At 42.3% G+C, this 12,937-nt stretch carries 15 protein-coding genes; all 15 read left to right on the forward strand.

All coding sequences use genetic code 11. The annotated features are described in order from the left end of the window. Positions 1 to 9: 9 nt before the first annotated feature. The 15 genes from ACE2AL_RS08935 (at position 10) to nagZ (ending at position 12,194) form a co-directional block, all read left to right on the forward strand. Complete coding sequence (locus tag ACE2AL_RS08935; RefSeq protein ID WP_206086624.1) at positions 10 to 960, forward strand: beta-ketoacyl-ACP synthase III; 951 nt, start codon at positions 10 to 12, stop codon at positions 958 to 960. Positions 961 to 978: 18 nt separating this feature from the next. Continuing rightward, positions 979 to 1,911: an ACP S-malonyltransferase gene (gene fabD / locus ACE2AL_RS08940; RefSeq protein ID WP_206086376.1), complete on the forward strand. Its 933-nt coding sequence runs from the start codon at positions 979 to 981 to the stop codon at positions 1,909 to 1,911. Positions 1,912 to 1,918: 7 nt separating this feature from the next. Beyond that, positions 1,919 to 2,653 carry a 3-oxoacyl-ACP reductase FabG gene (gene fabG, locus ACE2AL_RS08945; RefSeq protein WP_206086377.1) on the forward strand — a complete coding sequence of 245 codons (735 nt, stop codon included), beginning with the start codon at positions 1,919 to 1,921 and terminating at the stop codon, positions 2,651 to 2,653. 155 nt (positions 2,654 to 2,808) lie between these two features. Beyond that, positions 2,809 to 3,045 carry an acyl carrier protein gene (acpP, locus tag ACE2AL_RS08950; RefSeq protein WP_206086378.1) on the forward strand — a complete coding sequence of 79 codons (237 nt, stop codon included), beginning with the start codon at positions 2,809 to 2,811 and terminating at the stop codon, positions 3,043 to 3,045. A 78-nt stretch (positions 3,046 to 3,123) separates the two neighbouring features. Beyond that, positions 3,124 to 4,374, forward strand: coding sequence for a beta-ketoacyl-ACP synthase II (gene fabF / locus ACE2AL_RS08955; protein WP_206086379.1), 1,251 nt, complete (start codon positions 3,124 to 3,126; stop codon positions 4,372 to 4,374). Positions 4,375 to 4,523: 149 nt separating this feature from the next. Continuing rightward, positions 4,524 to 5,354, forward strand: a complete 831-nt coding sequence (gene pabC / locus ACE2AL_RS08960; protein ID WP_206086380.1) for an aminodeoxychorismate lyase — start codon at positions 4,524 to 4,526, stop codon at positions 5,352 to 5,354. Between the two features lie 44 nt (positions 5,355 to 5,398). Continuing rightward, positions 5,399 to 6,421: an endolytic transglycosylase MltG gene (mltG, locus tag ACE2AL_RS08965; protein WP_375084256.1), complete on the forward strand. Its 1,023-nt coding sequence runs from the start codon at positions 5,399 to 5,401 to the stop codon at positions 6,419 to 6,421. Between the two features lie 6 nt (positions 6,422 to 6,427). Beyond that, on the forward strand, positions 6,428 to 7,054 hold the full coding sequence (gene tmk / locus ACE2AL_RS08970) for a dTMP kinase (protein ID WP_375084257.1): 627 nt from the start codon (positions 6,428 to 6,430) through the stop codon (positions 7,052 to 7,054). A 12-nt stretch (positions 7,055 to 7,066) separates the two neighbouring features. Beyond that, on the forward strand, positions 7,067 to 8,059 hold the full coding sequence (gene holB, locus ACE2AL_RS08975; RefSeq protein ID WP_206086383.1) for a DNA polymerase III subunit delta': 993 nt from the start codon (positions 7,067 to 7,069) through the stop codon (positions 8,057 to 8,059). Positions 8,060 to 8,071: 12 nt separating this feature from the next. Then, entirely contained in the window at positions 8,072 to 8,863 is a 792-nt protein-coding gene (locus tag ACE2AL_RS08980) for a metal-dependent hydrolase (RefSeq protein WP_206086384.1), read from the forward strand. A gap of 47 nt (positions 8,864 to 8,910) precedes the next feature. Continuing rightward, entirely contained in the window at positions 8,911 to 9,261 is a 351-nt protein-coding gene (gene hinT, locus ACE2AL_RS08985; protein WP_206086385.1) for a purine nucleoside phosphoramidase, read from the forward strand. Beyond that, on the forward strand, positions 9,261 to 9,674 hold the full coding sequence (locus ACE2AL_RS08990) for a YcfL family protein (protein WP_272681431.1): 414 nt from the start codon (positions 9,261 to 9,263) through the stop codon (positions 9,672 to 9,674). Before hinT ends, ACE2AL_RS08990 begins: the two co-directional genes overlap by 1 nt. 2 nt (positions 9,675 to 9,676) lie before the next feature. Beyond that, positions 9,677 to 10,255: a penicillin-binding protein activator LpoB gene (gene lpoB / locus ACE2AL_RS08995; protein WP_206086386.1), complete on the forward strand. Its 579-nt coding sequence runs from the start codon at positions 9,677 to 9,679 to the stop codon at positions 10,253 to 10,255. Then, entirely contained in the window at positions 10,218 to 11,120 is a 903-nt protein-coding gene (locus ACE2AL_RS09000) for a phosphotransferase (protein WP_241016900.1), read from the forward strand. Before lpoB ends, ACE2AL_RS09000 begins: the two co-directional genes overlap by 38 nt. Before the next feature lie 51 nt (positions 11,121 to 11,171). Then, complete coding sequence (gene nagZ, locus ACE2AL_RS09005) at positions 11,172 to 12,194, forward strand: beta-N-acetylhexosaminidase (RefSeq protein ID WP_206086387.1); 1,023 nt, start codon at positions 11,172 to 11,174, stop codon at positions 12,192 to 12,194. Positions 12,195 to 12,937: the final 743 nt, after the last annotated feature.

A 12,937-nucleotide genomic window follows, 5' to 3' on the forward strand; every position in this document is an offset into this window, starting at 1 on the left:
CCTATGGCTATGTACAGTAAAATCTTAGGAACAGGCAGCTACTTGCCAGCGCAAGTTCGTACCAATGCTGATCTGGAAAAAATGGTTGATACTTCTGATGAATGGATTGTGACCCGCACTGGGATACATGAAAGAAGAATTGCTAACGAAGACGAAAATGTCTCTGTAATGAGTTTTCATGCTGCACAAAAAGCGCTTGAAATGGCACAGGTTGAGGCCAGCGAGATAGGTTTAATCATTGTTGCCACCACTTCTGCAACGCATGCATTCCCAAGTGCAGCGTGCCAAGTGCAGCAAATGCTAGGAATCAATGATTGCGCGGCATTTGACGTTGCGGCGGCCTGTGCAGGCTTTACTTATGCGATCAGTATTGCTGACCAGTTTGTTAAAACAGGGATGACGAAAAAGGCCCTTGTTATTGGCGCTGATGCATTATCAAAAACATTAGACCCAGAAGATCGTGGTACCATCATCTTATTTGGTGACGCCGCAGGTGCTGTTGTGGTTGGTGAGTCTAATGAACCTGGCATTATTTCTACCCATTTACACGCTGATGGGCGTTATGGGGATTTACTCGCATTGCCTAATCGTAGCCGTTGCTCTGACGACTCTGCGTATTTAACGATGACGGGTAATGAAGTATTCAAAGTTGCAGTCCGCGAATTAGCGCATATTGTTGATGAAACACTGGAAAAAAGTGGGATTGCAAAAGAAGAACTTGATTGGTTAGTGCCACATCAAGCAAATTTAAGAATTATTTCTGCGACGGCAAAAAAACTTGATATGACTATGGACAAAGTGGTTATCACCTTAGACCGTCATGGCAATACTTCTGCGGCATCTGTCCCAACTGCACTTGATGAAGCAGTGCGTGATGGACGTATCCAACGTGGCCAACTTGTGCTGTTAGAAGCCTTTGGCGGTGGTTTCACGTGGGGCTCTGCCTTAGTTCGTTTTTAATTTATTGAGAAAACAGACATGACACAATTTGCGATGGTATTTCCCGGACAGGGTTCTCAGTCTTTAGGAATGTTAGCGGCATTAGCTGAAGAAAATAAGCTGGTTGAGCAAACATTTGCTGAAGCATCAGAAGCATTGGGTTACGATCTTTGGGCATTAGTCCAAAATGGGCCAGAAGAAGAATTAAATAAAACATGGCAAACACAGCCCGCATTATTAGCCGCGTCTGTGGCAATTTTCCGTGTTTGGCAAGCTAAAAACGGTGCAATGCCTTCAATGATGGCAGGGCATAGCCTGGGTGAGTACTCCGCATTAGTTTGTGCAGGTGTCATTGACTTCAAAGAAGCGATTAAACTTGTTGAATTGCGTGGTAAATTGATGCAAGAAGCGGTTCCTGAAGGTACAGGCGCAATGTATGCGATTATCGGCTTAGATAATGAATCTATTGAAAAAGCCTGCCAAGAAGCGGCACAAGGTCAAGTCGTTTCACCCGTGAATTTTAACTCCCCAGGCCAAGTGGTCATTGCAGGGGAAAAAGCAGCGGTTGAACGAGCAGGTGCTGCGTGTAAAGAAGCGGGTGCAAAACGTGCACTGCCATTATCAGTTAGTGTGCCTTCACATTGTGCATTAATGAAGCCTGCTGCTGATAAATTAGCCGAAGCGTTAGAAAAAATCGAATTTTGTGAGCCAGTCTATCCAGTTATCAACAATGTTGATGTTAAAATCGAGCAATCGGCGCAAAATATTCGTGATGCGTTAGTTCGTCAACTGTATAATCCAGTACGCTGGACAGAAACAGTAGAATTGATGGCAGATCAAGGTGTTGAACACCTTATCGAAATGGGGCCAGGTAAAGTGTTGACTGGTCTTACCAAGCGAATTGTCTCTAATTTAACTGCCGTAGCAGCCAATGATCCTGTATCATTAAGCACTGCTTTAGAAAATAGCTGAGGACGACATGAGCTTTGAAGGAAAAATTGCACTAGTAACAGGTGCTAGCCGTGGGATTGGTAAAGCCATTGCTTTAACATTAATCGCGCGCGGTGCAACCGTTATTGGCACAGCAACCAGCGAAAAAGGCGCAGAAGCCATTACTGCTTATCTTGATGGTAAAGGGAAAGGTTTAGCGTTAAACGTGACTGATGCAGCATCAATCGAAGAAACTTTGACTAAGATCCGTGAGGAATTTGGTGAAATTGATATTTTGGTTAATAATGCAGGTATCACTCGCGATAACTTATTGATGCGTATGAAAGAAGAAGAGTGGCAAGATATTATTGACACGAATCTTTCATCCGTTTACCGTTTGTCTAAAGCCGTTTTGCGTGCCATGATGAAAAAACGTTGTGGGCGTATTATTTCTATCGCATCAGTTGTGGGTGTGATGGGGAATGCGGGACAAACAAACTATGCAGCAGCGAAAGCTGGGCTAATTGGTTTTAGTAAATCATTAGCTCGGGAAGTCGCTTCTCGTGGTATCACTGTTAATGTTGTTGCTCCAGGTTTTATCGAAACGGATATGACTAAAGCATTGACAGATGAGCAGCGTGCAGGCATTTTATCTCAGGTTCCTGCAGATAGACTGGGTGATGCACAAGAAATTGCCAGTGCTGTAGCGTTTTTAGCTTCTGACGAAGCTGCTTACATCACAGGTGAAACATTGCATGTCAATGGTGGCATGTACATGATCTAAAGAAATGATGGGACTACTTGCATTATTAGTGTTATCTAACGCTAAATAATGCAAAATAATGGTTCCAACAGCCGGGATTGGGTTGTATCTTTTCCTGTATTTCATAAACTACGAAAACCATCGCGAAAGCGAGTTTTGATAGGAATTTTAATAGTATGAGCACTATCGAAGAACGCGTTAAGAAAATCATCGTTGAACAACTGGGTGTTAAAGAGGAAGAAGTTGTAAATGCAGCTTCATTTGTTGATGACTTGGGCGCTGATTCTCTTGACACAGTTGAGCTGGTTATGGCTCTGGAAGAAGAGTTCGATTGCGAAATCCCTGACGAAGAAGCTGAAAAGATCACAACAGTACAGGCTGCGATTGACTACGTCGAGAACGCATCTAAATAATTGTACGAAAAACATGTCTAGGCGATCACTCGATCGCCTATGTTCCTTTTGTAACTTTTCCCTCCTTGGAGGAAATACGTGTCTAAGCGTCGTGTAGTCGTAACCGGACTGGGCATGTTATCTCCTGTCGGCAACACAGTTGAGTCATCATGGAAAGCTGTTTGTGACGGACAGAGTGGTATCAGCCTCATTGAACATTTTGATACTACTAACCACGCAACTAAATTTGCTGGCTTAGTAAAAGATTTCAATTACGAAGATTTTGACATCTCTCGCAAAGATGCGAAGAAGATGGACCCATTTATTCAATATGGTATTGCAGCAGGCTTCCAAGCCTTTAAAGATGCTGGATTGGAAGTAACAGAAGCCAATGCTACTCGTATCGGTTTAGCGATTGGTTCTGGTATTGGCGGGTTAGGGTTAATTCAGGATAACTGTGAAGCACTGATGGCAGGTGGTCCTCGTAAAGTTAGCCCATTCTTCGTGCCATCGACAATCATTAACTTGGCGGCGGGCCATTTAAGCATTATGTACGGTTTACGTGGTCCAAGCATTTCTATTGCCACAGCATGTACATCGGGCGTTCACAATATTGGTCACGCAGCACGTATGATTGCCTATGGCGATGCAGACGTTATGTTGGCAGGCGGTACTGAAAAAGCAACGACACCATTAGGTGTGGCAGGCTTTGGTGCTGCGCGTGCTCTATCAACTCGCAATGATGACCCACAAGCGGCAAGTCGCCCTTGGGATAAAGACCGTGATGGTTTTGTTCTCGGTGATGGTGCAGGTATCATTATTCTTGAAGAATATGAACATGCGAAAGCACGTGGCGCTAAAATTTACGCAGAAGTTGCTGGCTTTGGTATGAGCAGTGATGCTTACCATATGACATCTCCGCCAGAAAATGGTGAAGGTGCTGCATTAGCAATGGAAAATGCGCTAAAAGATGCTGGCATTAAGGCGAGCGAAGTGGGTTACATCAATGCCCATGGCACATCAACCAATGCAGGTGACTTAGCGGAAGCACAAGCGGTTATGTCTGTATTTGGTGAAGATTCAAATGTGTTAGTGAGTTCGACGAAATCCATGACAGGTCACCTATTAGGTGCTGCAGGAGCGGTTGAATCTATCTTCACGATTTTGTCTTTGTGTGATCAAATTGTCCCTCCAACGATTAACTTAGACAGCCCTGATGAGGGTTGTACGTTAGATTTCGTTGCGAATAAAGCACGTAAAGTTGAGAACATGGAGTACGCTCTGTGTAACTCCTTCGGCTTTGGTGGCACAAACGGTTCATTGATTTTCCGCCGTTACCACGCAGAATAATCAAATCGTTCCACCATTAATTCAGCCTCAGTTGTGTATGCAACTGGGGCTTTATTTTGCCAGCTTCTTTGCACAGCTCTGTGCTTTAGTTTATGATAGTTCTACCTGATTACTGTCTGATTTATCAGCTTTTATTATAAGTATTATCAATGTCATATTGGGTTAATGGCCAACCTTGTCAACAAATTAGTGTCTCTGATCGCGCCGTTGCGTTCGGGGATGGTTGTTTCACGACCATTCATGGAGTGAATCAGCAAGCGCAGATGCTCAAAGAACACATTGCGCGTTTAACACGTGACTGCTTAAGATTAAAAATTACCGCACCCGATTGGGGGGAATTAGAACATCATTTAACGGAAATTTGTACACAACAAGTGGATGAAGAATTTGTTCTAAAGGTCATTATCAGCCGTGGTGTAGGTGGGCGAGGTTACAGTTCTATAGGCTTTACTCAGCCTACCATTATTGTCAGTGTTTCCCCCTTTCCATCACACTATACTCAGTTACAATGCCAAGGGGCTAAGCTGATATTGAGCCAAACACCTGTTTCTCGAAATCCATTATTGGCAGGGATGAAACATTTAAATCGCCTTGAGCAAGTATTGATCCGCCAGGAAATCGATGAGGCTCAAGCGGATGAAGCGATTGTGCTCGATACAGATGGCATCATTATTGAGTGTTGTAGTGCAAATGTATTTTGGCGTATCGGGCAAACTGTTTATACCCCTGTATTATCGCATTGTGGGGTGAACGGATTAATGAGACAAAAGATCATAGCGTTATTAGTAGGGAGTCAGTACCATCTTGAAGAAGTTGAGCGGTTCGCGTCAGTATTAGCTCACTGCGATGAAGTGATTATGTGTAATGCGTTGATGCCTGTTCTACCCGTTAAAAGCATCCAAATAGCTTCACAAGAAAATCCGTTGCATTATGCATCACGGGAGCTGTTCGAATACTTATTTTTGCGCTGCAAAATCTAGTTTGCATAAATTAAAGTCCTAATACGCATTGATGTGGTCAATAAATGAAATTAGCTAAAAAAATCATTTTAATTGCTGTTGTTCTGATTACCGTTGTGGCGATTGCACTTTATTTGCAATATCGCCAAGTACTGAATTACGCTAAAACACCGATTAACCTTACGGAAGAAAAGATTTTCACTGTGCCTGCGGGGACTGGACGTGTGGCTTTTGAAGCATTGCTTATTAATGAAAAATTGATTGAGCAGGGCAATGAATTTCAATGGTTACTGAAATTGCGACCTGAATTGGCGCAGCTTAAAGCGGGCACATACCGTTTGCTACCTGACATGGATGTAGAACAGCTACTAAAATTAATCGTAAGCGGTAAAGAAGCGCAGTTTTCTATTCGCTTTATTGAAGGTAATCGTTTAGTAGATTGGAGTAACATCCTGCGTGATGCGCCATACTTAGCGCATAAATCAACGGAAATGACACCGACTGAACTCTACAATGCGATTGACTTTAAAGGCGAAGGAACCTTAGAAGGTTGGCTGTATCCTGATACCTATTTATATACTGCTGGAACGGCGGATACTGAGATTTTGAAACGTGCACATAAGCGCATGCAGGCTAGCCTTGAAAATGAATGGAAGGGGCGTGATAGGGATCTGCCGTATAAAAATGCGTATGAAATGCTGATAATGGCATCAATCATTGAAAAAGAAACGGGTGTTGACAGCGAACGTTCGCAAGTTGCCTCGGTATTTGTCAATCGCTTGAAGCAAAAAATGCGTTTACAAACCGATCCAACCGTCATTTACGGCTTGGGTGATAAATATCGTGGTAAAATTTATCGTAGTGATTTAGATAATTACACAGAATACAACACCTACAAAATTGATGGATTACCACCAACACCGATAGCAATGCCAAGTATTGCATCCATTAAAGCAGCTGCACATCCAGCCAAAACAGATTATTTGTATTTTGTCGCGGACGGCAAAGGGGGGCATACCTTTAGCCGTAACTTGAATGACCACAACCGTGCCGTCAAAGTTTACCGTCAAATTGAACAGCAAAACTGATAAAACATGAAAAACCAATTTATTGTTATTGAAGGATTAGAAGGCGCAGGGAAGACCACCGCAATCAATACGGTAGTTGATATTTTAAACCATGCAGGTATCAACGATATCGTTTTTTCCCGTGAGCCAGGGGGGACACCGCTAGCAGAAAAGCTACGAGAGCTCATCAAACAAGGTATTGAAGGGGATAAAGTCACAGATAAAGCCGAGCTTTTAATGCTGTATGCTGCCCGAGTGCAATTGGTTGATACCGTGATTAAGCCCGCACTTGCCGCTGGAAAATGGGTTCTCGGTGATCGCCATGATATGTCATCACAAGCTTATCAAGGTGGTGGACGCCAGATTGATCGCCATTTAATGCAGTCCTTGCGTGATTTAGTGCTAGGTGATTTTAAACCCGACCTGACGTTATATCTTGATTTATCACCAGAACTTGGCCTACAACGTGCGCGTTCACGGGGTGAATTAGATAGAATTGAAAAAGAGTCGCTGGCTTTCTTTGAAAGAACACGTGAGAGATATCTGGAACTTGCAGCGAGTGATAAATCCATAATAACGATTGATGCAAGCCAAAATATTGAGCAAGTTCAAAACGATATTCGTACTGCGTTACTTAAATGGTTAGCGAAATAAGGTATTGAAGGCATGAATTGGTATCCTTGGTTAAATGAGCCTTACCGGCAAATGATTGCGGCTTACCAAAGTGGTCGGGGTCACCATGCCTTGTTGCTTCATTCCATATCAGGCAACGGTGCAGATGCATTGTGTTATGGGGTTAGCCGCTGGTTAATTTGCCAAAATCGTGATGGGATGAAAAGCTGTGGTGAGTGCCATAGTTGCCGTTTGATGTTAGCGGGAACACACCCAGACTACCATGTCATTGAGGTGGAAAAAGGTAAATCAACGGTCAGCGTTGATGCGGTTAGAAAACTGATTGAAACCTTAAGTAGTCATGCGCAGCAGGGCGGTAGCAAGGTGGTGTATATTCCCAGCACTGATGCACTTACCGATGCAGCGGCGAATGCACTGCTGAAAACCCTCGAAGAACCCGCTAAAGATACTTATTTTTTATTAGTGAGTGAAAAACAGGAAAATTTGTTAGCGACTATCCGCAGCCGTTGTTTGAGCCACTTTTTACCTGCGCCAGACTCACAAATCGCGTTATATTGGCTGCAAAAGCAAAAGCCAAATTTGGTTATGGATAATGCGGTTACCGCTTTAAAGCTTTGCCAAGGCGCACCCGTCGCGGCATTAGCGCTACTTGATGATAATCTATGGCAAAAGCGCGCTGCATTATGCCATAACATGGCATTAGCATTACAAAATCGCGATATGCTAGGTTTGTTGCCCTCATTAAATATAGATGATGCAGTGATGTCTCTAAATTGGTTATTGAGCTTATTAGCAGATGCTATCAAGGTTCAGCAAGGCGCAGCGCAGTTTTGCATTAACCAGGACTATAGTGCTCAAGTGATGCAATTGGCGTCCATGATGAACCGTACACAACTTCATGATATTTATGAGCAATGGTTGTACTGTCGCTACCAATTACTGACCGTTTCTGCATTAAATCAGGAACTGCTTCTGGCTAATCAATTATTACAATGGGAAGCCTTACTGGCGAGCCCCTCATTTTAAAAAGAGTTAAATATGTTTGTTGTTGATTCACACTGCCATCTCGATTGTTTAGATTATGAAAAATTACATGCTAATGTTGATGATGTCATCGCAAAAGCGTCCGCTCGTGATGTCGGTTTTATGTTAGCGGTGGCAACTACGCTGCCAGGTTTTGAAAAAATGAAAACGCTTATTGGTGAACGAGAAAATATTGCATTTTCCTGTGGTATTCATCCTCTCAATTTGGATGAAGGGTACGATTTCGAGCGTTTAGCGCAACTTGCTGCTGGGCAAGAAGTCGTTGCATTAGGCGAAACAGGTTTAGATTATTATTATCAACAAGAAAATGCAGTATTACAGCAGGAGTCCTTTCGCCAACATATCCGTATTGGCCGAGAGGTCAATAAACCTGTTATCGTCCATACCCGCTCAGCACGGGAAGATACGCTGGCAATCTTACGTGAAGAAAAGGTGATGGAGTGTGGCGGTGTATTGCATTGTTTTACGGAAGATAAAGACACGGCTATCGAGCTGCTTGATTTAGGTATGTACATTTCATTTTCCGGTATTGTGACATTCCGCAATGCAGAACAAATTCGCGAAGCCGCACGAATTGTCCCGTTGGATAGAATTCTCGTTGAAACGGATTCACCATACTTAGCGCCAGTTCCTCACCGTGGAAAAGAAAATCAGCCTGCTTATGTGCGTGATGTGGCTGAATACATGGCTGTACTCAAGGGCGTTAGTGTTGAGGAGATGGCTGATATCACCACACAGAATTTCAATCGATTGTTTCATTTAAATGTCGGCGTGAATAACGCATAATCAATACACGCTAATTAAATCATTCTTGAATTATTAAGGAAATTAACATGGCAGAAGAAACCATTTTCAGCAAAATCATCCGTCGAGAAATCCCTGCGGATGTGGTTTATCAAGATGAGCTGGTCACTGCTTTTCGTGATATTTCGCCACAAGCGCCATCTCACATTTTAATCATCCCTAATAAGCTTATCCCAACGGTAAACGATGTGACGCAGGATGATGAACTGGCACTTGGCCGTTTATTTACTGTTGCAGCCAAAATTGCGAAAGAAGAAGGCATTGCAGAAAACGGATACCGTTTAATCATGAATTGCAATGAACATTCAGGCCAAGAAGTTTTTCATATCCATATGCACTTAGTGGGTGGTCGCCCATTAGGCCCATTATTGGCAAAATAATGAAAATATTGGGTGCAACAATAAACCGCATTGCATTACTTGCTACAGTGGTAGCCGCACTGAGTGGTTGCCTCTATAAAAAACCGCAAGGCTTGGTTTTTAATGAACAACAGCGTGTGATTATGGAACCTGTTGTTTTAGCTCAAGGGATCATTGTTGAAAACCCAATTATCAGAGTAGAAAACCATCAACATGTTGCCACCATCAATGTTAGCAATGTGGGATCAAAAGCGGTAAATATTGCTTATCGCTTGTATTGGTACGACAAGCAAGGGTTGAGAGTGGATACATCGGCAGTGGAAGAACAATTAGTATTGCCGAGCTCTACAGAACAAATTCGTGCGATAACCTCTTCACCTCGTGCAGATAATCTGCGCATTCATGTATTTTTATCCCCTAAGGCCGGAGAATAATAATGAAACGGATCTTAATGGTTGCTGCGGCAACGCTTATTTTGGCAGGCTGTCCGTCATACCCACCACAGCAACCGGTTGAGCAACCACCGATTGTCCCTATTGAGCCACAACAACCAGAGGTGACACCTCCGCCACCGCCAGATAAGGTACCAACACCACCTAAACAACAAACAACGGATTGGTCTGCGGCGATATCACCATTAGTCGCACAAATGGTTGCAGCTGATGGTGTGGAACCTGGTAAAGTTTTGTTAGTTGATTCAGTTAAAAATAATACAAATGGTTCACTTCCTGTTCAGCTAATTACATCAAATATGATGTCCGCGGTGGAAAATACGCAGCGTTTTAATGTCGTTCCACAAGATGTGGTTAACGCAGCACGTAAGACACTGGGTTTATCTCAAGAAGATAGCCTTGTGACTCGTAGTAAAGCAATTGGTTTGGGTCGTTATGTACAGGCAAATTATGTGATTTATAGTGTGATGTCAGGCTCAAACAAAGACCGTCGCCTTGAGATGCAATTAATGGAAGTGCAAACAGGTGAAATCATTTGGACTGGAAAAAAGAATATTGAGTGACATACCGTCATTACTTGCTTTACTTTCGACACATTTCCCAGCAATTTCAGCACAGTGCTGGGAAATATCTCCCTTGGCGGGGTTGTCTGGTGGCAGCTTTTTAGTTGAAAGTCATCAATCCAATTATCTGCTTAAACTGGTTGCTCGAGCGGATACACATCGGCAAAGTGCCTTGTATGTCTCTCGGCGTAAAGAAGCTCGTATCTTACGGCAAATTCAGCATTTACCCTTTGCGCAGGCGGTGGTTGCACATAACGCCGAGTGGTTAGTTTTAGCTTGGCGTGAAGGACGACACCCTAGCGATAAAAAATTTTGCTCAGTCGAATTTCAGCGGGAACTCGCTAATACGATTGCTACTTTGCATTGTTCACCATTATTGACCTACACGTTACCCTTAAGGGCTGAAATTGCCCATTATGGGAAACGTATTGACCCACAACGTTTTTCTCCGCGCTGGAAGCGGATTCACCGAGACTTTTTACAAAAAAAGATGCCAAAGACGTTGAAATTGGCACCTGCCCATATGGATATTCATCCTAAAAATATTCTTATTCAAGAAGATGGCAAATTGATGTTATTGGATTGGGAATATACTGCAAATACCGATATTGCGTTTTCGCTGGAGACTTATTTTCAATTCAATAACTTGACCGTGCATCAGCGTCAGCAATTTCTGACGCAATATTGTGATATTCAGGGCGCTTACCATGATAAATTTCAGTTAATGCATCACTGTAATTTATGGTCTCCTTGGGTAAAATATATGACATTAATGTGGTATGAAGTGCAGTGGAATGAAAGTCGGCATTCTGACTTTTTGATACACTCTCAGCCACTACGACAATATTTCAGTTTGTTAGGCTAAATGCCTGGCAAACCTATATACAGATAATGAATGAAATAAGTGAGGCAGGTTATGGGCCCGATAATGCTAGATGTCCAAGGGTATGAACTGGACAATGAAGAACGTGAAATATTAGCTCATCCACTAGTGGGCGGCTTAATTTTATTTACCCGTAACTTTCATGATGCAGCGCAGTTGCGTGAACTGGTACGTCAAATTCGGGATGCATCAAGAAATCGGCTCTTGATTGCGGTAGACCAAGAAGGTGGACGGGTACAACGTTTTCGCGATGGTTTTACCGCGTTACCATCAGCACAAGCATTTGCAGCACTGAATAATGAGCATGACGGTGCCAAGCTAGCAGAAGAGGCGGGGTGGTTAATGGCCGCAGAAATGATAGCGATGGATATTGATATTAGTTTTGCACCTGTTCTGGATTTAGGTCATCAAAGTATTGCTATTGGTGAGCGTTCATTCCATGAAAATCCCGACATGGCGATGATGATGGCTGAGCGTTTTATTAAAGGTATGCATAGCGCTGGGATGAAAACAACAGGGAAGCATTTCCCTGGACATGGTGCAGTAAAAGCTGACTCCCATAAAGAAACACCGAGGGATGATCGTGCGCTTGATGTGATCCGTGGCAAAGATATGTCGATTTTTAAAGATTTTATTCAAAGGGAATTACTGGATGCCATCATGCCTGCACATGTTATTTATACGCAGGCTGATGATCGCCCAGCAAGCGGGTCGCCTTTCTGGTTAAAGTCCGTTTTACGTGAGCAACTTGGCTTTAATGGCGTTATTTTTTCCGATGATTTATCGATGGAAGGCGCAGCGATTATGGGCAGTTACCCTGAAAGGGCAAAAGCGTCCCTGGATGCGGGTTGCGACATGATCCTTGTTTGTAATAACCGCGAAGGTGCAGTGAGTGTATTGGATAACCTACCGAAGCAACAAGCTAGTCAAGCGTCGAAGCTATACCACAGTGGCCGGCAATACAGTCTGAAAGAACTACAAAGTGCGGCACGTTGGCAGGAAAGCAATCAAAAACTGGTTGAATTACATCATAGATGGCAAGAGTTTAAACAGTAATTGAAAGCAAGTACGGACGAAGCCAGTGAGATGGAATATCTGACTGGCTTTTTTTTGCACAATAATTAACCTAAATATGCAATATTTCAAATAGGAGAATGTATTAACTTTGTATCTCATGCGTTACCCGTAACGTATTAAATAATTTTTATATAGGTTAAATTTTTTGAAATTATATATAAATAAAAAAACAAAAAACGTATTTTATATTGAAAATTAATTTTTTCCGAAAAAGAACATAAATGAAACAATATAGTACTAAGAATAAGAAAAAACTATAAGCACGGCGATTAGAGCGGGTGCCAAAATTAGGAATATTAAACCAATAATTTTGTTTAAGGTTGAAATAATCTGAGGTTTACTTCCGTTATTTTCTTAATTGATTTTATTTTTGTTCATAAGCTTAACTTATTATTAAATTAATTAAGTGAATCAAATTGAGTGCATTAACCCACTGTTATTTTTAGTTATTAATTGACGCAAACGTTTTGTATAAAAACCAAACACATTATCCAACCTAGTAAACTGGATTAAAGGTGCATATTTATTTGATATTCCAAAATCCAATAAGGCATTGACAGAAGGAATGGGGATATAACAACCTATACATGAAAAAATGGGAGCATATGATTGTTGTTACTTCCAGATTTTAAAGGTTTTTTCCTTATTTCCTTAAGGTGAGTATGATTTCCTATTTATGTGTCGCTCAATTTATATAAAAGGTAAATGTCATTTATATGTGA

Origin of the sequence: Providencia xihuensis, assembly GCF_041953405.1 — a bacterium.
Taxonomy (GTDB): Bacteria; Pseudomonadota; Gammaproteobacteria; order Enterobacterales; family Enterobacteriaceae; genus Providencia; species Providencia vermicola.